We start from the raw sequence: 21,075 nt of genomic DNA, 5'->3' as shown, positions 1-21,075 counted from the left end.
TGCTGCATGAACGTGGCTGTCTCGCCCACAGAGCGCAGTTTGAGCTGGAGACGGATGTTGCTGGTGGCGGTTCTGTGCCTGCTCGCACCGCGCGTCTGGGCGCAGACGCCGAGCCTTGCCGAGCAGCGCGCCCAGGCGGTCACCCAGGTCGTTCTGGGCATTCTCAGCTATGCGCGATGGCCGGTGGAGCCTGCGCAATTACGGCTGTGCATCGTCGGGCCGACTCAGTACACCGATGACCTGGTCAAAGGCACCACCCAGGCCACCGGTCGTCCAGTGCTGGTACGGCGCCTGCTGGTCGATCATCCGGATATCGTCAATGCCTGCGATGCCGTCTACATCGGCAAAATCACCCCCGACGAACGCAACCGCCTGTTTACCTCATTGATTGGCCACCCTGTACTCAGCATTAGCGAAGGGGGCGACCAATGCACGGTGGGCAGCCTGTTCTGCCTGCGCGTCAGCGATGAGCAGGTGTCGTTCGAGGTCAACCTGGATTCCGTCGCCCGCAGCGGCGTGCGTATCCATCCCAGTGTGTTGCAGTTGTCTCGCCGTCGAGCGCCTGGCTCATGAGCCGCGATAAAGTGCGGCCGACCCTGCGCTCGGTGATTGCCCGCGGGCATATGATTCTGGCGCTGGTGGCGGTCACCCTGGCCAGTGTGTCCCTGACCCTGCTCGGCGTACTTGCCCTGCGGGTTTACGCCGAGCACAACCTGCACCTGATCGCCCGTTCCATCAACTACACCGTGGAAGCGGCCGTGGTGTTCAACGACAGCGCGGCGGCCACCGAAGCCCTGAGCCTGATCGCCTCCACCGAAGAAGTGGCCCAGGCAGAAGTATTCGATATCAACGGCAAGCTGCTGGCGCGCTGGGTTCGCCCGGAAACCGGCATGTTGTCACGGGTCGAGTTGCAAATAGCGCACGCGCTGCTCGAACAGCCCATCAGCCAGCCGATTCTGCGCCAAGGGCAAACCGTCGGCAGCATCCATCTGGTCGGCCACGGTGGCAGCCTGTTGCGCTTCTTGCTCAGCGGCCTGATCGGGATTCTGATCTGCACCGCCCTCAGCGCCTGGGTGGCATTGCACTTGTCGCGGCGTCTGTTAAATGGCATCACTGTGCCACTGCAACGCCTGGCCGCCGTCGCTCACGCCGCGCGCAGCGAGCGAGATTTTGACCGCCGCGTACCCTCGGCGCAGATCGCCGAACTCGACAGCCTGGGCAGCGACTTCAATGCCCTGCTCGGCGAGATGGAGGCTTGGCAGAGCCACCTGCAAAGCGAAAACGAAACCCTGGCCCACCAGGCCAGCCACGACAGCCTCACTGGCCTGCCCAACCGCGCGTTCTTCGAAGGCCGGCTGATCCGCGCCTTGCGTAGCGCCGCCAAGGTCAACGAGCGGGTGGCGGTGCTGTTTCTCGACAGCGACCGCTTCAAAGACATCAACGACAGCTTCGGTCACGCTGCTGGCGATGCCGTGCTGGTGGCTGTTGCCGATCGCGTGCGTGCGCAACTGCGCGAGGATGACCTGGTGGCACGCCTGGGCGGCGATGAATTTGCGGTATTGCTGGCGCCGCTGCACAAGGCCGAAGACGCCCACCGCATCGCCGATAAAATCATCGCCAGCATGGACGTACCGATTCCGCTGCCAGGCGGTACCCAGGTGTTGACCTCCCTCAGTATCGGCATTGCCATTTATCCCGATCATGGCGCCACTCCCGGCACCTTGCTCAACGCCGCCGATGCGGCGATGTACCAGGCCAAACGCCTGTCTTCAGGCGGCCAGCAAACGGCGGAGTCGGAGCATCCCGTCGTCAACGTTCAACACAGGAGTTGATTCCCTTGTTCGCTAACACACGCGTTTTATTTATTTCCTTACTCGTTGCCTTTCTGGCCCTCAGCGGCTGCCAGACGCCCCCGCCCAAGGGGCTCACCCCGGCGCAAGTCGCCGTACTCAAGCAGCAAGGCTTCGAGCTGACCGACGAGGGCTGGGCCTTCGGCCTGTCCGGCAAGGTCCTGTTTGGCAGCGACGTCGAAACCCTCAATAAACCCAGCACCGACATCGTCGAACGCATCGGCCAGGCCCTGGTAGGCGCAGGCATCGAGCGCGTACGTGTCGACGGCCACACCGACGCCTCCGGCAAAGAACCCTACAACGTGGCGCTGTCCCTGCGCCGTGCAAAAAGCGTGGGCAAGGTGCTGACCCGCGTGGGTATGAAAGAAGAAAACATCCAACTGCGCGGTTTGGGCAGCAGCGAGCCGGTGGCGCCGAATACGACCCCGGCAGGCCGCACCGAGAATCGCCGGGTGTCGATTGTTGTGATCGCAGACTAAGCGGGTTCACCTTCCCCCAGCTGAAATGCATTCAATATGTGGGAGCTGGCTTGCCTGCGATGGCGGTTGATCGGTAGATATAGCTTTTGCTGATACACCGCTATCGCAGGCAAGCCAGCTCCCACATTCAGTCTGCAAACCGCATTTCCCGCGTCTGCCCCATCAACAACCCCTGATTCTGCTCCGTCACCTCCCGGATGTAATCCCACAACAACGTAATTCGCTTCAACTTCCTCAAATCCTCCCGGCAATACATCCAGAACTGCCGCGTAATCGCAATCTGCTCTCCCAGCACCGGCAACAAGCGCGGATCCTGCGCCGCCAGAAAGCACGGCAATATCGCCATCGACCGGCCCTGCTGCGCCGCCACGTACTGCGCGATCACGCTGGTACTGCGCAGGCTGGCGCTGGCGCCGGGCACGACGTTGGCCAGGTACAGCAGCTCCGAGCTGAAGGCCAGGTCATCCACGTAGCTGATAAACGGATGCTCGGCCAAATCCGCAGGTTTGCGGATTGGCGGGTGTTGGTCGAGGTAGTCCTGGGTGGCGTACAACTGCAATTTGTAGTCGCACAGTTTGCAGCACACATACGGCCCGTGTTCCGGGCGCTCCAGGGCGATGACGATGTCGGCTTCGCGCTTGGACAGGCTGATGAAGTGGGGCAGGGGCAGGATGTCTACCGAGATCGCGGGATAAGTGTCGACGAAATGGCTCAACTGCGGGGTGACGAAGAAGCTGCCGAACCCTTCGGTGCAGCCCATGCGCACATGGCCGGACAGCGCCACGCCGGAGCCGGATACCTGTTCGCAGGCCATGTGCAGCGTGCTTTCGATGGATTCGGCATAACCCAGCAACCGCTGGCCCTCGGTGGTGAGCACGAAGCCGCTGGTCCGGGATTTCTCGAACAGCAACGTACCGAGCGACACTTCCAGTGAACTGATGCGCCGCGACACGGTGGTGTAGTCCACCGCCAGGCGCTTGGCGGCCACGCTGGCCTTGCGGGTGCGCGCCACTTCGAGGAAAAACTTCAGGTCATCCCAGTTCAGGGCGCCCAGGGAGGTGATGTTTTTTTGCATATTGGACCGGCTTTTATGTGCGTTCTTATTAGAAGTTTGCACATCTATACTCCAAAAACAGTCCGAACGCCTCATTCTTCAAGGCGATTCAACGCCTTGGTTCTCTGCATAACTACAAGATTCTGGAGACCACATGAACGCATCTGCCGATATTTCCGTGCAACAGGTCAAGTTGCTGATCAACGGCGAGTGGGTCGAATCCAAGACCACCGAGTGGCAAGACATCGTCAACCCGGCCACCCAACAAGTGCTGGCCAAGGTCCCGTTTGCCACTGCCGATGAAGTCAACGCTGCCATCGACGCCGCCCATCGCGCCTTTCAGACCTGGAAGCTGACGCCGATCGGTGCGCGGATGCGCATCATGCTCAAGCTGCAAGCCCTGATCCGTGAACATTCCAAGCGTATCGCCGTGGTCCTCAGCGCCGAGCAGGGCAAGACCATTGCCGATGCCGAGGGCGATATTTTCCGTGGCCTGGAAGTGGTCGAACACGCCTGTTCCATCGGCACCCTGCAAATGGGCGAATTCGCCGAAAACGTGGCCGGTGGCGTGGACACCTACACCCTGCGCCAACCTATCGGCGTGTGCGCTGGCATCACTCCGTTCAACTTCCCGGCGATGATTCCGCTGTGGATGTTCCCGATGGCGATTGCCTGCGGTAACACCTTCGTCCTCAAGCCTTCCGAGCAAGACCCGTTGTCGACCATGCTGCTGGTAGAACTGGCGCTGGAAGCCGGCGTACCGGCCGGTGTGCTCAACGTGGTGCACGGCGGTAAGGATGTGGTGGATGCACTCTGTACTCATAAAGATATCAAGGCCGTGTCCTTCGTCGGTTCCACCGCCGTCGGCACCCATGTCTACGACCTGGCCGGCAAACACGGCAAGCGCGTTCAGTCGATGATGGGCGCCAAGAACCACGCTGTGGTGCTGCCGGATGCCAACCGTGAACACACCCTCAATGCCTTGGTCGGCGCCGGTTTCGGCGCGGCGGGCCAGCGTTGCATGGCCACCTCGGTGGTGGTGCTGGTGGGCGCATCCAGGCAGTGGCTGCCGGATCTCAAGGCCCTGGCACAAAAGCTCAAGGTCAATGCTGGCAGCGAAGCCGGCACGGATGTCGGCCCGGTGATCTCCAGGCGCGCCAAGGCACGCATCCTTGAACTGATCGAAAGCGGCGTGAAAGAAGGCGCCAAGCTGGAGCTGGATGGCCGCGATATCAAGGTGCCGGGCTTCGAACAAGGTAACTTTGTCGGCCCGACTCTGTTCTCGGGCGTGACCACCGACATGCGCATCTACACCGAGGAAATCTTCGGCCCGGTGCTGGTAGTGCTGGAAGTCGACACCCTCGACCAAGCCATCGCCCTGGTTAACGCCAACCCGTTCGGCAATGGCACGGGCCTGTTCACCCAAAGTGGTGCGGCGGCGCGTAAATTCCAGAGCGAAATCGATGTGGGCCAGGTCGGCATCAACATCCCGATTCCGGTGCCAGTGCCGTTCTTCAGCTTCACCGGCTCGCGCGGTTCCAAGCTCGGCGACCTGGGCCCGTACGGCAAGCAAGTGGTGCAGTTCTACACCCAGACCAAAACCGTCACCAGCCGCTGGTTCGATGACGACACGGTCAACGATGGCGTCAACACCACCATCAACCTGCGCTAAACCAGGGAGACGACCATGAAGATTGCATTTATCGGCCTGGGCAACATGGGCGCGCCCATGGCCCGCAACCTGATCAAGGCTGGGCACGCGCTTAACCTGTTCGACCTGAACCAGGCGGTACTCAAGGAACTCGCCGAACTGGGCGGCACCATCAGCAGCTCACCGCGTGATGCGGCTCAGGGCGCCGAACTGGTGATTACCATGCTGCCGGCCGCTGCTCACGTGCGCAGCGTATGGCTCAATGACGACGGTGTGCTCGCGGGCATCGGCAAAGGCGTCCCAGCGGTGGATTGCAGCACCATCGATCCGCAAACCATCCGTGATGTAGCGGCAGCGGCAGCGAAACAAGGCGTGGCCGTGGCCGATGCACCGGTCTCCGGTGGCACCGGCGGTGCCCAGGCCGGGACGCTGACCTTTATGGTCGGCGCCAACCCGGAATTATTCGCTACCCTGCAACCGGTGCTGGCGCAGATGGGCCGCAACATCGTGCACTGCGGCGATGTCGGCACCGGGCAAATCGCCAAGATCTGTAACAACCTGCTGCTGGGTATCAGCATGGTCGGCGTCAGTGAGGCCATGGCCCTGGGCGATGCGCTCGGCATTGATACGCAAGTGCTGGCCGGCATCATCAACAGCTCCACCGGGCGCTGCTGGAGTTCCGATACCTATAATCCCTGGCCGGGCGTGATCGAAACCGCGCCATCATCGCGTGGCTATACCGGTGGCTTTGGTGCCGACCTGATGCTCAAGGATTTGGGCCTGGCCACAGAAGCCGCACGCCAGGCGCATCAGCCGGTGATCCTCGGTGCAGTGGCCCAGCAGTTGTACCAGTCGATGAGCCAGCGCGGGGAGGGGGGTAAAGACTTCTCTGCCATCATCAATAGCTATCGCAAACCTCAATAAAGGCAAGTTCCGAGAGCCCCCTTTTGGTGGGTTCTCGGAGGTTGGCTTGTCTATGCGTTCGCAGCATTTCAGGCGCCTTGTGCACCTGCCCCCTCGATATATCCCCTAATACCTGTCCCCATCGTGATTAACAACTTTTGCTGCCTCGCATTACGCGAGCTTCGCAGCTATATGCGTTTTTATTACTAATCAACTAACTGGTTCGCATGAGCCTGTTTGAGGGGTGTACCGCCTTGAAATAAATTATTACAACTTGGAAAAGTTTGATGGTTTTTCTCGGTTTTTGATCATTGATTCATCATGTAGAGCGCATATGTGGAGTGATTAATTATCATGGTGTGATGATGAAAAAATAATTGATGGGCGTCATATATGTGATGGGCATGATCGTTAATTAGGCGTGCTTAATACCTGTTTAGTTTTCCCTTTGATGTCGGCTATTGCCTCGCTAGTATCTGGCTGGCGGGCGTTTTCAGTTGGGTATGCCTCCACAGTTTTCACTGCAGTGTTTTACTCTTTCCAGGTTGTGCAGGTGCCTTAGAAATGGCTAGCGAAAGGAAGCGGACAGCGAGTGTTGCCGAGCGATCAGCTGCTTTGGCCCACACCGGTCAGGGACTCGACAAGGCCAGTCTCATGGCTCTCCATCTCTCCCGATTGCTTGATTTATGGGCTTGCGGGCGTACCCACTCATTGCCGGTGGCGGCGCCTTCCAGGCTTACCTGCCTGTCACATCAATTGCCGTCTGTGAGTCGCGAGTCCGAGCCCATCAACGCGCGACTGCGTGAAGAAACGGGCGTTGGGTGATCGCCACTTAGTCCGAACAGTTCACCAATACCGCAAAAACAAATTTAGCGCTCGACGGTAATCACTGTCGTGGGCATTCGCTCGCGCTGAGCTTTGTGTGTCCATAAATTGAAACGGGTGAGAGATGAAAAATATAACAATTGTCGACAAGGCGACGGGGACGGCGACGGAACATGCCTTGGGAACTACCAGCCTCAAAGGCACCAGCATTGTAAAGTTGCCCTTCGGGCCGGAAAGCGTTCAGTCGTTTCAACAGTCCGGGCAGAATCTGGTAGTCACGCTGAAGTCAGGTGAGACCGTCACGGTTCAGAACTTTTTTGTGGTGGGCGCCGACGGTGCGAAAAACCAACTGGTGCTGGAAGGTGCAGACGGCACTTTGTTGCTCGGCAACTATTCCACGCCTTATTCGGGCTTCACCTTCACTGAGATTTCGACCCTCGACGACCTGGGTGTGGCCGCCATCGCCGCAGACAGTTCTGTTCCGAACTGGGTGCTGTGGGGGCTGGGGCTCCTCGCCGTGGGCGGCGCCGCCGCAGCAATGAGTGGCGGCGGCGGAGGCGGTGGTAACGATTCGCCACCCGCCGCTCCAGGAGCCGCAAGCGGTCTGGCCGTCAACAGTGCGGGCACGCTCCTCACCGGTAAAGGCCAGGGCGGTACGACGGTAACGGTCAAAGATGCCGCGGGTAATGTGCTCGGCACCAGCACTGTTGGCACAGACGGTAATTTCCAGGTCAGCCTGGGCACACCGCAAACCAATGGTGAAACGCTGCAAGTCACCCTCAAGGATGCCTTGGGCCAAGTCTCGCCGCCTGCAACTGTTGTCGCCGGTGACACCACGGCACCTGCCGCCGCTTCAGAGTTGGAGGTCAGCCCTGACGGTTTGACCGTCAGCGGCAAGGGCGAACCCAATTCCACTGTCACCATCAGCGACGCCGAAGGGAATGTGATTGGTACCGGCAAAGTGGGGGCCGACGGCAGCTTCCAGATCGACCTGAACACGCCGCAGACCAATGGTGAAACACTGCAGGTCACCCTTACAGATCCAGCGGGCCAAGTCTCGCCGCCTGCAACCGTTGTCGCCGGCGACACCACGGCACCTGCCGCCGCTTCAGCGTTGGAGGTCAGCGCTGACGGCTCGACCGTTAGCGGTAAAGGCGAACCCAATGCCACGGTGACCATAAAGGATGCCGATGGCAATGTAATCGGCACCGGCACGGTGGGGGATGACGGCAGCTTCCAGGTCACCTTAAACACGCCGCAGACTAACGGCGAAACGCTGAGCGTCATTCTCAAAGACGCTGCCGGCAATGAATCCCCTGCCAGCCCTGTGGTGGCGGGTGATACCACCGCACCTTCCGCACCGACCGACCTGGCGTTGAGCACCGACGGCGCAACGCTCAGCGGTAAAGGCGAACCCAATGCCACGGTGACCATAAAGGATACCGATGGCAATGTAATTGGCACCGGGACAGTGGGGGATGACGGGACCTTCCAGGTTACCTTGAACACGCCTCAGGTTAACGGTGAAACGCTTGCCGTCACCTTGACGGACCTTGCAGGGAATGAGTCTGTCCCGACTAACGTGGTCGCCGTTGATATTGATGACACCGACGCGGACGCGGACGCCGATGCCGATGCCGATGCCGATGCTGACGCCGATGCCGATGCCGATGCCGATGCCGATGCTGATGCCGATGCCGATGCCGATGCCGACGCTGATGCTGATGCCGATGCGGACGCCGATGCCGATGCCGACGCCGACGCCGACGCCGACGCGGACGCCGATGCCGATGCTGACGCCGATGCCGATGCTGATGCTGATGCCGATGCCGATGCCGACGCTGACGCTGACGCTGACGCTGACGCTGACGCTGATGCCGACGCCGACGCCGACGCCGACGCTGATGCCGACGCCGATGCTGACGCTGACGCTGATGCTGACGCTGATGCCGACGCCGACGCCGATGCCGATGCGGATGCGGATGCGGATGCGGATGCGGATGCGGATGCTGACGCCGATGCCGATGCCGATGCTGACGCTGATGCGGACGCCGATGCCGATGCCGACGCTGATGCGGACGCCGACGCGGACGCCGACGCCGACGCCGACGCTGATGCCGACGCCGATGCCGATGCCGATGCGGATGCGGATGCGGATGCGGATGCGGATGCGGATGCGGATGCCGATGCGGATGCCGACGCCGATGCGGACGCCGACGCCGATGCTGATGCGGATGCTGACGCCGATGCTGACGCTGACGCCGACGCCGACGCTGATGCCGATGCCGACGCTGATGCGGACGCCGATGCTGATGCGGATGCTGACGCCGATGCTGACGCCGATGCTGACGCTGACGCCGATGCGGACGCCGATGCCGATGCGGATGCGGATGCCGATGCCGATGCGGATGCCGATGCCGATGCCGATGCGGACGCCGACGCTGATGCCGATGCCGATGCCGATGCCGATGCCGATGCCGACGCGGACGCCGACGCCGACGCCGATGCTGATGCTGATGCGGATGCGGATGCGGATGCGGATGCTGATGCCGATGCCGATGCCGATGCCGATGCCGATGCCGATGCTGACGCTGATGCCGATGCCGATGCCGATGCCGACGCCGACCTAGAAGCCTTCGACGACCTCGCCACAAGCGAAGTGACCATCAAACCCGTTACATCCAACACCAACCTGGCTGATATGCGTGTCTTCACCCTGCTGGGTGTTGGCGGGATCATCCTGGGCGATCACACCAAGGCGCAGGAGTTCACGGTTGCCGAAGGTTCCAGCGGCACGCTGAATCTGCAGTTTGCCCAGGCGGATCTGGTTTCGCTGCTGGGAGGCGGTTTCACCGCGGTCCTGGAGGTGAGCGACGGCGCGGGTGGCTGGTTGCCGGTTCAGCAGGGCAGTAACGGTTCGGGCTTGCTGGATCTGTTGGGCCTGTTCGGTCAAAGCACCACTGCCGAGATCGAAGGGCTGCAGGCCGGGCAATACCGCTTCACCCTCCAGCTGGACCCAAACCTGGTCAGCATCGGTGCGGGGGCGACGGCGGTATTGAGCGTCACCAACAACAGCCTGACTGATTTCACTGGCGAAGCCGGTCCCGAAGTCTCCGGCAACGTCATCACCGACCCGGGTGTGGGAGGCACTCCGGATGTGCCGGGCAACGGCGGGCCCGTCAAGGTGCAGGTCGAGGTCGGCGGTGAATTCGTCGATGCGGACGCCACTACCGGCACGGTGCTGCAAGGCCAATATGGTCAACTGACTATTTTTGCCAATGGTGACTACAAGTACACCCCGAACGGCGATGTCGCCAACATCGGCAAAGTGGATGCGTTCGAATACCACTTGGTCAATGGTGCGGGTGGTTCTGCCGCCGCCACCTTGTATGTGCGCATCGACAGCCCAAGTGTCGACGTGACCTGGAACGCAACAGACCCATCGGCTCCAGGCACGGTCAGCCCGGTAGCGAACGATGACCTGGGCTCGGCGCAGATAGCGATCGTCAACCTGGTGACAGAGAGCGACGCGCCGGCCTTGACCTACAACCTGCCGGCGATCGGCACGGGCTCGGGTACGGGCCAAGTCATAGTCGTCGCGGCCGACTCTACGGCTGTGTTGAAGGTCGATGTCAGCGCTTCCGGCTTGACCCTATTGCCGTCCACCACCGTCAATCTGCAAAAACTGATTGCAGGCCAATGGGAAACGCAACAGACCACCACCCAGTCGTCGCATACGTTCACCGGGCTGGACGCTGGTTCGTATCGGGTCACCGCATCCACAGGCTCGGTGCTGTCATTGTCGACCATCACGGTGGCTCAGACCTTGACCACCACCTTCACTACGCAATTTGTGGCCGGTGAAATGACCAACGCCACCGGCGACTTGTTGGCTGGCAGCCTGGCCGGGCCGGATGTGCTCGGCTCGCCATTGACGGTGTTGAGCGTGCTGGTAGCCGGGGCTTATGTGGTGCCTGGGCAGACGGGGGCGCAAGTCGTCGGTGACCACGGCACGTTGACCGTCTTTGCCGATGGCAAATACGTCTACACGCCGAATGCCGGCCTGACGCTGGATGAGATTGGCCAGGTGGATAAATTCACCTACAAACTCACCACGCCGACGGGTCAGGAAGAGACCGCAGACGTGTACATCCGCATCGACTCGCCAGACCGTGACCTGGTCTGGGACGACGCCAACCCGGGTGCGCCTGCCACAGAGGGTGTCGGCTTTGCCGCAGCCCTGGGGGCGGTGGATCAGACCACGGATGACGCCGCCAGCGTTGATGCTCAGCACCACGATGCGGTGGTGGTTGATGACACCGACTTCACCCACGTCGATGCGGGTGCGGGTGCAAACGGGTTGCTGTGGGAAGGGGGGGATGCTGCCATCAACCTCACCGACCTGATCGGCAAAGTCAGCGATGTACAGAGTATCGACCTGAACGATATCAGCGCCGTTGACCTGACGTTGAGCCTGGAAGACCTGGTGTCCATCACCGGGCCTGAGTCGGATCGCTTGATGATTCAGGGCGACGATCAGGACAGTGTGCACCTGACTGGCGACTGGACTGGCGGTGTGACGCAAGTAGAGAACGGTCTGGAGTACGTGATCTACACCAGTGCGGAAGATCAGGCCCATCAGCTTTGGGTACAAAGCGGCATCAACGTGGTGTAACGCCACTTCCCGATAACCGGGCCGCAATGCCCGGTTTTCCTTACCAACAAGCTTGCAGCGATGGGCCGTGACTGATGCCAGTCACGGTTCGTTGTTGTCCCCCTCCGGTTTGACAACAGTCAGGTGACTTGCAGTGAGGCATAAGAGTTTGGCCAACCAACTGTCTGCCACGGTTCTGGCAGTCGCAATGATCGCGCCAGGGATTGAGCCGGTCATGGCCACGTCGCTTTTCGACGATGAAGAACCCGTCAACATCATCAGCCCCAGCAACCTGGGCACGAATTTACCGGGAGGGCCAGCGGGCGTCAGCGCACCGGTGGCACCCCAGCGCAACATACCGAGCAACCTCGACCTCATGCGCGCCATTCAGTTGGCCGTAGAGTGGCACCCGGCGATTGCCGAGGCGATCGGCCAGCTGTACCAACAAAACGAGAACGTGAACATCGCCCGGTCCGGGTATTACCCGCAAGTCAGCGGTGGCTTCAATTCGGGCTATGACAGCGGCTTGAGTGGCAATGGCCAAAGCCGAGCGTTTTCGTTGTCGGCGTCGCAGATGCTTTATGACTTCGGCAAGGTTTCCAGCTCAGTGGACAGCGCACTGGCGCGGGTCAGCGGCAGCCAGGCGGCGATCCTGTTGTCGATTGACCAAGTGGCCCGCGACACCTCGTTTGCAATGATCGAACTGCAACGCTCGCAACGTTTGGTGACTGTGGCCCGCGAGCAGATCGAGGGAATTTCGGCGATTGCCGAACTGGCCAAAAAACGCAGCGACATGGGCGCCAGCACCCGTTCCGATTTGATCCAGGCCCGTTCGCGGGTCGAGGCGTCAATGGCCACCCAAATGCAGTTCACCGCGCAATTCAACCGCTGGCGCAGCGCCTTGAGCAGTTTGCTGGGGGCCCAGTCGCCGGTGAACGTGGCCAGCGGCTTTCCTGCCAGCCTGGAACAGTCCTGCGTGGGCGTGGTGCCCGATGCCGCCGTCACCCCCACGTTGCTGATCGCCCAGGCCCAGCGGGTCGATGCCTTGGCACTGATTGCACAGGCGCGTGCCGAGGCCTTGCCCACGGTGTCGCTGGACCCGTCCATCACGCACTACCTGGATAACAACGATGAAAGCAACCTGCCCGGCGGCCGCGATCGCACCCGCTATGGCGTGTTTCTCAACGTGAAGATGCCGCTGTACCAGGGCGGCGCAATCACCGCGCGCAAAACCGCGGCGCAGCAGGCGCTGCGCTCGGCCGAGGCGGCCAACGACGCCGCGCGGCTTGCCGTTCGCCAGGGCTTGCTCGAAGCCCGCGACCAGATCTCAAGCCTGTCGCAACGTCTGTCGACCCTGGATTTTCGTGAGCGCAGCATCTCCGAAACCCGTGACCTTTATCGCCAGCAATACCTTGAGCTGGGCACGCGGCCGTTGCTCGACTTGCTCAATGCCGAGCAGGAAATCCACCAGGCGCGCATGGATCGGGAAAACACGGCGGCAGACCTGCGTCGCCTGAATATCGATTGCCTCTACAACACGGGCGGGCTTCGCACGGCGTTCCATTTGGACAACAGCACCCTGCAGGGTGTGGAGATTCGGCCATGAATGAAGCCGTGAAACTGGATGACGACATGAGTGCAGCGCCCCCACAGCACACACCGCCGCCGACCTTTGATTACGAGGTATGGCTGGAGGCAATTCTGGGGGTGGCCCGCCATTACCGCCTGGAGTGTTCAGCGCAAAGCGTGCGCCTGGCAGCCCAATGGACCGACAGCGCGTCGGTGGAAGACGTGGTGCGGCGTATGGCGCGTCAGGCCGGGTTGAATTGCGTGATCGGCGACTTTAGCGCCGCAACCCTGATGCAACGCCAGTTGCCGCTGGTGGTGCAGTTTGCAGATGGGCAGGTCGGTGTGCTGGAGCTCATCGGTGAGGATGACAGCATCGGCATCGCCTACAGCGGTGATGGCGGTTTGCAAAGCCGTCTGGGCCGCCGCGAATTGCTTGAGCAGGCACGCAAGACGGTGATTCTGCGGCCAATGCGCGCGGTGCGCGACACTCGCGTCGATGATTACATCAAGCCGTACCAAAAGAACTGGTTCAGTGCCATCGTGCTGCGCGACCTGCGGCCGTATGGCTACGTGATGCTGGCGTCCCTGGTCACCAGCGTACTTGGCCTCGCCGGCGTGCTCTTTTCGATGCAGGTGTACGACCGCGTTATTCCCGCCGAATCCATGCCCACCCTGTATGTGCTGTTCGGCGGCGTGATGTTGGCGCTGGTCTTTGATTTCATCATGCGCATCACCCGCGTGCGCATCACTGACATGCTCGGCAAACGCGCCGACCTGCGCGTCTCGGACCTGGTGTTCGGGCACGCCATCCGCCTGCGCAACAGCGCCCGACCCAAGTCCACCGGTTCGTTCATTTCCCAACTCAAGGAATTGGAACAATTGCGTGAACTGATCACCTCAAGCACGGCGACCGCGCTGGCAGACCTGCCGTTTTTCCTGCTGTTTCTGGTGATCTATTGGTTGATCGCCGGTCCGTTGGTCGCTGTGCCCCTGGTGGCCGTGCTGTTTCTGGTGGTGCCGGGCCTGCTGGCGCAGAAAAAACTCGCGGCGCTGGCCACTGAGTCGATGCGCGAAGGCGCGTTGCGCAGCGCGATGCTAGTTGAAACCGTACAAGGCCTCGACGACATCAAGGCCCTGCAAGCCGAGCAGCGTTTTTCGCAGCAATGGAACCATTACAACGCCACGTGTGGCGATGCCAGCCTGCGCCTGCGCCTGCTCACCAATAAGTTGGTGGCATGGAGCAACAACGTCCAGGGCTCGGTGTTTGCCGTGGTCGTCGTATTCGGGGCGCCCATGGTCATGGCCAGCGATATGACCACCGGCAGCCTGGTGGCCGCCTCGATCCTGGCCTCGCGCATGATGGCGCCGATGTCGCAGATCACTCAGGTACTCACGCGCTGGCAGCAGGCCAAGGTGGCATTGCAGAGTTTGAACCGCATCATGGAATTGCCGGTGGACCACGCTGAAGGCAGCAAGCGCGTGCATTTACCGGTGGTGCGCGGTCACTACGTGCTCAAACAGGCGGCCTTCCAGTATTGCGATGAAGCGCCGGTGCCGGCGTTGTTGGTGGCGGATCTGCAGATCCAGCCGGGCGAGCGCATCGCCATTCTCGGCCGTAACGGCGCGGGCAAATCGACCTTGCTGCAGGCCCTGGCCGGGATGCTCGACCTCAAGAGCGGCAACATCAGCCTCGACGGGGTTGCCCTGGGCCATCTCGACCCGGCGGACGTGCGCCGGGATGTGGGGTTGATGACGCAAAACTCGCGTCTGTTCCACGGCACCCTGCGTGACAACCTGATCATGGGGGCGCCGCATGCATCGGATGAGGAAATCCTCCAGGCCCTGGCGGTAACCGGCGCCGCCGACTTCATCGGCAAATTCGCCGACGGCATGGACCACCTGATCCTCGAAGGCGGGCTCGGCCTCTCTGGCGGCCAGCGCCAATCGTTGCTGTTGTCACGCTTGATCATTCGCCAACCGCATATTGTCTTGCTCGACGAGCCCACCGCGTCCCTGGATGAAGCCACCGAGCGCCAATTGATTCAGAACCTGGATCGCTGGGCGGCCCATCGCACGCTGATCATCGCCACCCACCGCATGAGTGTATTGAGCCTGGTCAACCGCATCATTGTGGTCGACAACGGCCAGGTCATCGTCGATGACAGCAAGGACAACGCCATTGCACGGCTATCCAGACCCAAGGGGAAAAACCAGTGAAAACCCATGCGCTGAAAACAATCCCCCTGCTTGCCAGTGAAGACGAACACATCGGCCGCCCCCACGCGGGCGTGGATGACAGTACGGTGCTGCGCGCTACACGGGTGGTGGCGTGGGTGGCCGTCATTCTTGTCGCGTTTGGCGCCTGGGCCTACGTGTTTGAAGTGGACGAGGTGTCCACCGGCAGCGGCAAGGTCATTCCCACCTCCCGCGAGCAGATCATTCAGTCCCTGGAAGGCGGGATCGTCACGGAGCTGAATGTGGGGGAGGGCGATATCGTCAAACAGGGGCAGGTCCTGGCCAGGCTTGATCCGACCAAGACCGAATCCAACTTCGATGAAAGCGCTTCCAAGTACCGTGCGTCCCTGGCCAGCGTGGCGCGGTTGCAGGCGGAAGTGAACGGCAAGCCGTTGGCATTCCCAGCGGAGCTGTCACGTTACCCGGCGCTGATCAGCGCTGAGACCGATCTGTTCAACACCCGACGCAAAGGCCTTGAGGAATCCCTGGCCGGTGTGCGCTCTTCCCTGGGGCTTGTGCGCAGTGAGCTGGAGATTACCGAGAACCTGGCCAAGGTCGGGGCTGCCAGCAATGTCGAGGTGCTGCGCCTCAAGCGCCAGAAGGCCGAGCTGGAATTGAAACTCAGCCAGGCGCGCTCCGATTACCTGGTGCGCGCCGGTGAGGACCTGGCCAAGGTCAACGCGGATGTGCAGACGCTGTCGTCGGTGATGCGCGGGCGTTCGGATTCGGTAACCCGCCTGACCTTGCGCTCGCCGGTGCGCGGTATCGTCAAGGATATCGAGGTCACGACCATCGGCGGCGTCATCCCTCCCAATGGGCGGCTGATGCAGATTGTGCCGCTGGATGAACAGTTGCTGATCGAGGCGCGAGTCTCGCCCAGGGACATTGCCTTCATCCATCCCGACCAGATGGCCAAGGTCAAGATCACGGCCTATGACTATGCCATTTACGGCGGCATGGACGGCAAGGTAGTGACCATTTCGCCGGACACCATTCAGGACGAAGTCAAACCGGAAGTTTTTTACTATCGGGTGTTTATCCGCACCGATGCCGACACCTTGAAAAACAAGGCCGGCAAGACGTTCTCGATCGTGCCCGGCATGATCGCCTCGGTAGACATCAAGACCGGTCAGAAAACCGTGCTCGACTACCTGATCAAACCGATGAATCGGGCACGCGAAGCGTTGCGAGAACGTTAGGGAGGCAGGATGGGTAGAACGTTCGGCATCGGTGTGCTGTTCGGCCTGACGATGGTCTGTACGTCCTGGGCGCAGGCGTTCGATGAGGCGACGACCCCGCTGCGCTGGAATGCGCCCGCCGACCGCGCCACCTGCACTGAGCCGGGTTCGGCGCTGTGGGTCGAGATTGCCCGAGGCGATGCGTGCATTCGTTACTTCGCTGGCGGCGCCCTGGAGCGTGCGCCCGTGGTGATTGTGATGTTCCACGGTGATCGCACGAGCGAGATGCATCGTGCGCCGCAGGCGATTGCCGGCAACACCCTGGCCGCCAAAGTCAGCCAGGCCACGATGCTGACCAAGCGCGCGGGTGTGCCCCTGGTGATCGTAGCGCGCCCCGGCACCTACGGTTCCAGCGGCAACCACGGGCAACGGCGTCAGGCGCAGGAGTTCATTGTGCTCAATGGGGCGCTGGATCAGTTGCGCGAGCGCTATGGCATTGGGCAGTTCGTGTTGCTCGGGCACAGTGGTGGCGCTACGGCTGCCGCCGCACTGTTGACGCTGGGCCGTACCGACGTGAAATGCGCGGTGATGACTTCCGGTGCTTTCTCGCTGGTGCAGCGGGCGCAGATGATCCGCCAGAGCAAGGGCCTGCCTTCAAGGCCTGGGCGTGACACCAATGGGTTGCTGCACCCTTATGACCCGGCCCGGCACATCGATGGTATCGCCGTCGCACCCGCACGGCAGTTGTATGTGATTGGCAGCCCGGACGATCAGGTCGCACCGTTCGCCCTGCAGGAAGCTTTCTTCCAGGCACTGACGCGGGCCGGGCATCAGGCGCATTTGATCAAGGCCCAAGGCGTGCCGACGGCCTTTCACCAGTTGCGCCATGACATCGGGCTGAAGACGGCGGCGCAGTGCGCGGGCTAGGCCGGCACCACCTGTTCGCGTGAGCTCAACCAATCACACAGCTGCGACAGCCCCGTCCCGCCCGAGCTCTTGACCATGACCCAATCGCCAGGCTGAAACCACGGTTGCGGGTCGTTCGCCAGTGCCTGGTTCAGCGCCTTGGCATTCTCGAACCATTGCACTGGCAGCTCGTCACGCAACGACAGGTACAGCGCGTGCATCAACGGGCCGCACAGCACCACATGCCGTGGCGCCACCGCCCGCAAAGGCTCGGCCATCTCCAGGTGATAACGTTGGGCGTCGGCCCCGAGTTCGAGCATATCCCCCAGCACCAGCACACGGTGCTGCGGTGGGGCAGGCAGATCGGTCATTGAGCGCAGGGCGGCACTCATCGACCCAGGGTTGGCGTTGTAGGCATCGTTGATCAGTTGGAAGTGGCCGCCTGTGCAGGCGATTGACAAGGTATTGCCGCGGCCTTCGACGGGCATGAAAGTGTCCAGGGTTTCCAGCGCCTGCTCGACCGCAAGCCCGCGTGCAGACAGGGCAGCGAGTACTCCCAGCGCGTTGATTACCATATGCCTGCCGCGCGCCTTCAGACTGAAATTCAAGGGTTGCCCGGCAAGGAGTGCGTTGACGTTTACTTGATGGACTTCACTGTTCCAATCCAGCAAGCGCAGGTCGGCTTCGGGGTGCTCGCCGAAGCTGACCACGTGCAAGTGGGCCACCTCGGCGGCTTCGGCGAACAGCTCGTAGTAAGGCATGTCGCGACAGAGTACCGCGTGACCACCCGGGGCCATGGAGGCGAATATCGCGCTTTTTTTGCGCGCCAGGTTTTCCAGGGTTCCGTGATACTCCAAGTGCGCCGGTGCGATGCCGGTGACGACGGCGATCTGCGGGCGAACCAGCGCCGAGTTGATCGGCATACGCCCAACGGCCATTTCCAGCACCCAGAATTCTGCCGGCTCGGTCATGCTCGCCAGGTTCCAGGCAATGCCGTGGGGCAGGTTGGCGTTGGCTTCGGTCTGGCCCACGTTGCCCCAGGGTTTCAACGCCTGGGCAAGCATCGCCACCACAGTGGTCTTGCCGAAACTGCCGGTCACGCCAAACACTGTTCCACTGAAGTGCTGCCGGGCGTGGCGGCCCATCTGCAACATGGCCTCGCTGGTGTCGGCAACCTGCAATACCGGCAGCCCACTGCCCAGGTAGGGGGTGGGGTCTACACACAGGAAGGCTGACGGTCGACGTTCGGGTTTGGCCTGGGCCCAGCGTTGCGCCGATTGCGCTTCATTGGGGCCGACCCGGCTGGGATGGCGACTGAGGATCCGCTGCGGCTTGAAGAACTGCATGGAGGGCGTCAGCCCCGTTGCGCGCCAGCCGGGCGGCGGTGGGGTTGCCCACGTGCCCTGGGTGACTTGCGCCAGGGTATCTGCGTTCCAGGCTTGATCCACGCCGGTTTCGGCCTGGACCCAACTGACCTGAGGGGCACCATCAAGCAGATAACGGTGGTAAGCGATCAGCCCGGAAAGATAGTGTTCTACATCGTCGATCCGTACCCGGAACGCGTGATGACGAATAAAGAAGGCCCCGGCGATGCGCGCCGGGTTGGCAAAATACATCGCCAGTTCCGGCCAGAAATAGCCATTGAGCAGATAGCGGGCGCGATGATGCAGCGCGCGGTAGAACGCGTGCAGATCAATCTCTTCAAGCAGGTGGCGCAGTGATGGTTGCCGGGCGATGCGTGTCAGCATCTGCTGCGCTGCCATCATCAACTCCAGCAACGTCGGAAAGGTGGTGATGCGTTGCTGGACGAACCCCAGATAGCCGGCGACGTTGTTCAGGCCAAAGCGAAAATATTTTTCGTCAGGTCGGTAGCGGGTCAGTTCGTTCACGCAGTAGCTGAGCCAATGGTCATGCTCGCGCCAGTGCTCTTTCTCGATGAAATAATCGAAGGCTTTTTCCACCACGGCCAGCCAGCGCTCGTTGTGGGTCAGCCCATAGAGGCGGATCAACCCGAAAGCGGCCTCGCCATCGTAGTAGATAATCCTGAAGGGCTCTTTGACACTCAGGTCATGGGCATGCAAAACGTGCACAAACGCCCCGCTGACAGGATCCTGCATCCAGGCCATGCCGTTGGCGAGGGCTTCAAGAAGCGGCAGGAAACGGCGAGTGCCGGTGACTTCGCTGTACTTGACCAGTGCCAGCAGGCACACCGCATTGCCGCCCAGCTTGATCTCGTTGTCGGTGTCGATGAGAAACGCCGCCACGCTGCCATTGGGCAGCAACGAGGGTCTGATCAGTACCTCGGCGAGGTGATTCAGCGAGCGCTCGATCGCTGCCTTGAGCTGTTCATCGCCGGTCAGTGCCCAGGCCTCGATCATCGAGTATGTGGTGCTTGCGTGGCGCAGCGTGTTGTAGTTTTTGATGGTTCGGTCAAAGCAGGGGAAGTAGCCGTAGATAAATTGCCCGCTGTCTTGCACCTGTGTGCTCAGGTAGCTGGATGCGCTGCTTATACACGCCCGAACATCATCAGGTGCGAGCACTCCCAGGGCACGCCAGCCGGTTTGCGGCCCGCTGCTGTTAAGGGGGTGGGCGATGCCATCTTCGGCGCAGAACACACCGATGGTGTTGAAGGTGAACACGCGGGTTTCGGGGGCAAGCGCTGCCACGATGGCTGCGGCCTGTGAGCCGCTGAACCGCCGCTTGGCATAGGTGACGAAGTTATTGGTGTTGAAGGTCGCGTGGGCAATGTCGCTGCCGCCGTACAGGATGGCATTGGCATTCAATTCCTGTTCGGTGATTGCCAGCTGCATATCGGCATCGAATGCAAGGCCGTGCCTGAAGTAGTTGCGCTTGTGGCGCTTGAGGCGCTCACTGAACTGTTCCCAGGTTATTGGCGCCACGTTGAACGCACGTTCGACGCGGATCCATGAACGATCGGTTTTATCAGACCCTTGGCGTGGAGCGTGGGAGCAGAGACGTTCGAGTTCAAGCTCACCCAATCGCCAGGCAGTTTCGAAGTTGTCAGCGGTAATATGAAAAACCACCGCACGGTAGGTACTATCACTTATTGAAAAAAATAAAGTGCAGGTGTGCGGGGCGTCTGCTGAGACAGCCAGCTCGTTAGCGTGTTTGCTCAAAAGAGTGTGGCAAGCGAGCAGTTGCTGTTTCACAGGCAAAACTCTCCATGCATCATAACTTGGCGACGGCTATTATTAATTGACGCTGGGTACGTCAAGAAATGCAAACTTTCTCGCGGCAGAAGTTATTGTCCGTACGTAGGCTGATGTTCGAATTTATATATCAGGAATACATCGAAGAGTCTTCCTTTGCAGGCTCTCTGACAGGTGAAGCCACGAGGTTTTCGTGCTGTTGGAGGTGATCGCGAATCAGTTTGCGAATGACCTGAGAGATAGTAAGGTCAACGTCGTTGGACAAGGATTCCAGCCGTTGTTTGGTCGGCGCGTCGATGAGGATGGTCAGGCGCGTAGTTTTATCAGGCATTTTTCTAGTCCTTTTACATACAAAAGCGCGGTCTCAACTGCCGCGGGCAGCAAGTGATACGAGAAGTATTGAAGCCTTGAACCGTGCAGTCAGTACAGCGGGATTCTAATTCAACTCTCCTGGTGTTTTCTACAGAGGGTGATTGAAAGTTGAGATAATGTGAGCTCCTGCACCTTTTACCAATATCCCTATTATCATGCGATTGTAATCCAATGAGCCTGAATACTAACAAGGCTCCAATGAAATTATACGAAGTAGTGGGGGCTGTCA

General features: G+C 60.8%; 13 protein-coding genes. 10 read left to right on the top strand and 3 right to left on the bottom strand.

The features are described from left to right. The first annotated feature begins 6 nt into the window (after positions 1–6). The 3 genes from IH404_RS23850 to IH404_RS23840 are packed head-to-tail and all read left to right on the top strand — an operon-like array spanning position 7 to position 2,329. Positions 7–573 carry a YfiR family protein gene (locus IH404_RS23850; RefSeq protein ID WP_005791389.1) on the top strand — a complete coding sequence of 189 codons (567 nt, stop codon included), beginning with the start codon at positions 7–9 and terminating at the stop codon, positions 571–573. Further along, entirely contained in the window at positions 570–1,832 is a 1,263-nt protein-coding gene (locus IH404_RS23845) for a diguanylate cyclase (RefSeq protein WP_078822304.1), read from the top strand. The genes IH404_RS23850 and IH404_RS23845 overlap by 4 nt, the downstream gene beginning before the upstream one ends. Positions 1,833–1,837: 5 nt before the next feature. Continuing rightward, positions 1,838–2,329, top strand: a complete 492-nt coding sequence (locus IH404_RS23840; RefSeq protein WP_005791386.1) for an OmpA family protein — start codon at positions 1,838–1,840, stop codon at positions 2,327–2,329. A 127-nt stretch (positions 2,330–2,456) separates the two neighbouring features. Here IH404_RS23840 and IH404_RS23835 read toward each other — a convergent pair whose 3' ends face one another. Further along, positions 2,457–3,404, bottom strand: a complete 948-nt coding sequence (locus IH404_RS23835; protein WP_005791385.1) for a LysR family transcriptional regulator — start codon at positions 3,402–3,404, stop codon at positions 2,457–2,459. 133 nt (positions 3,405–3,537) lie between these two features. Here IH404_RS23835 and IH404_RS23830 point away from each other — a divergent pair, with 133 nt between their 5' ends. The 7 genes from IH404_RS23830 to IH404_RS23785 all read left to right on the top strand — a co-directional run bounded on the left by IH404_RS23830 (position 3,538) and on the right by IH404_RS23785 (position 17,325). Continuing rightward, the gene (locus IH404_RS23830; RefSeq protein ID WP_005791383.1) at positions 3,538–5,055 is read left to right on the top strand and encodes a CoA-acylating methylmalonate-semialdehyde dehydrogenase; all 1,518 of its coding nucleotides are present in this window, start codon (positions 3,538–3,540) and stop codon (positions 5,053–5,055) included. A 15-nt stretch (positions 5,056–5,070) separates the two neighbouring features. Continuing rightward, positions 5,071–5,958 (top strand): 3-hydroxyisobutyrate dehydrogenase, encoded by an 888-nt coding sequence (gene mmsB, locus IH404_RS23825; protein WP_005791381.1) that lies wholly within the window; start codon positions 5,071–5,073, stop codon positions 5,956–5,958. Positions 5,959–6,886: 928 nt separating this feature from the next. Next, positions 6,887–11,437 (top strand): BapA/Bap/LapF family large adhesin, encoded by a 4,551-nt coding sequence (locus IH404_RS27730; RefSeq protein WP_199803503.1) that lies wholly within the window; start codon positions 6,887–6,889, stop codon positions 11,435–11,437. A 187-nt stretch (positions 11,438–11,624) separates the two neighbouring features. Continuing rightward, positions 11,625–13,022, top strand: a complete 1,398-nt coding sequence (locus IH404_RS23800) for a TolC family outer membrane protein (protein ID WP_050549390.1) — start codon at positions 11,625–11,627, stop codon at positions 13,020–13,022. Then, positions 13,019–15,202 (top strand): type I secretion system permease/ATPase, encoded by a 2,184-nt coding sequence (locus tag IH404_RS23795; protein WP_194439197.1) that lies wholly within the window; start codon positions 13,019–13,021, stop codon positions 15,200–15,202. Before IH404_RS23800 ends, IH404_RS23795 begins: the two co-directional genes overlap by 4 nt. A gap of 50 nt (positions 15,203–15,252) precedes the next feature. Beyond that, positions 15,253–16,419 carry an HlyD family efflux transporter periplasmic adaptor subunit gene (locus IH404_RS23790; protein WP_199803505.1) on the top strand — a complete coding sequence of 389 codons (1,167 nt, stop codon included), beginning with the start codon at positions 15,253–15,255 and terminating at the stop codon, positions 16,417–16,419. A gap of 51 nt (positions 16,420–16,470) precedes the next feature. Beyond that, on the top strand, positions 16,471–17,325 hold the full coding sequence (locus IH404_RS23785; RefSeq protein ID WP_157264231.1) for an alpha/beta hydrolase: 855 nt from the start codon (positions 16,471–16,473) through the stop codon (positions 17,323–17,325). On the opposite strand, the gene IH404_RS23780 is transcribed toward IH404_RS23785, so the two are convergent. Both IH404_RS23780 and IH404_RS23775 read right to left on the bottom strand, forming a co-directional pair. Next, the gene (locus IH404_RS23780) at positions 17,322–20,204 is read right to left on the bottom strand and encodes a UDP-N-acetylmuramoyl-tripeptide--D-alanyl-D-alanine ligase (RefSeq protein WP_242462629.1); all 2,883 of its coding nucleotides are present in this window, start codon (positions 20,202–20,204) and stop codon (positions 17,322–17,324) included. The genes IH404_RS23785 and IH404_RS23780 overlap by 4 nt on opposite strands. 400 nt (positions 20,205–20,604) lie before the next feature. Continuing rightward, positions 20,605–20,805 carry a hypothetical protein gene (locus IH404_RS23775; RefSeq protein WP_005791371.1) on the bottom strand — a complete coding sequence of 67 codons (201 nt, stop codon included), beginning with the start codon at positions 20,803–20,805 and terminating at the stop codon, positions 20,605–20,607. Positions 20,806–21,075 lie beyond the last annotated feature (270 nt).

It is taken from the genome of Pseudomonas sp. OST1909, assembly GCF_015277575.1.
Lineage (GTDB): Bacteria > Pseudomonadota > Gammaproteobacteria > Pseudomonadales > Pseudomonadaceae > Aquipseudomonas > Aquipseudomonas synxantha_A.
This window is presented reverse-complemented; position numbering and strand designations above follow the sequence as displayed.

Excerpts from the sequence above, each read along its gene's own strand:
- IH404_RS23850 (WP_005791389.1), top strand. The coding sequence starts at position 7 with ATGAACGTGGCTGTCTCGCCCACAGAGCGCAGTTTGAGCTGGAGACGG.
- IH404_RS23845 (WP_078822304.1), top strand. The coding sequence starts at position 570 with ATGAGCCGCGATAAAGTGCGGCCGACCCTGCGCTCGGTGATTGCCCGC.
- IH404_RS23835 (WP_005791385.1), bottom strand. The coding sequence starts at position 3,404 with ATGCAAAAAAACATCACCTCCCTGGGCGCCCTGAACTGGGATGACCTG.
- IH404_RS23830 (WP_005791383.1), top strand. The coding sequence starts at position 3,538 with ATGAACGCATCTGCCGATATTTCCGTGCAACAGGTCAAGTTGCTGATC.
- mmsB (WP_005791381.1), top strand. The coding sequence starts at position 5,071 with ATGAAGATTGCATTTATCGGCCTGGGCAACATGGGCGCGCCCATGGCC.
- IH404_RS27730 (WP_199803503.1), top strand. The coding sequence starts at position 6,887 with ATGAAAAATATAACAATTGTCGACAAGGCGACGGGGACGGCGACGGAA.
- IH404_RS23800 (WP_050549390.1), top strand. The coding sequence starts at position 11,625 with ATGATCGCGCCAGGGATTGAGCCGGTCATGGCCACGTCGCTTTTCGAC.
- IH404_RS23795 (WP_194439197.1), top strand. The coding sequence starts at position 13,019 with ATGAATGAAGCCGTGAAACTGGATGACGACATGAGTGCAGCGCCCCCA.
- IH404_RS23785 (WP_157264231.1), top strand. The coding sequence starts at position 16,471 with ATGGTCTGTACGTCCTGGGCGCAGGCGTTCGATGAGGCGACGACCCCG.
- IH404_RS23775 (WP_005791371.1), bottom strand. The coding sequence starts at position 20,805 with ATGCCTGATAAAACTACGCGCCTGACCATCCTCATCGACGCGCCGACC.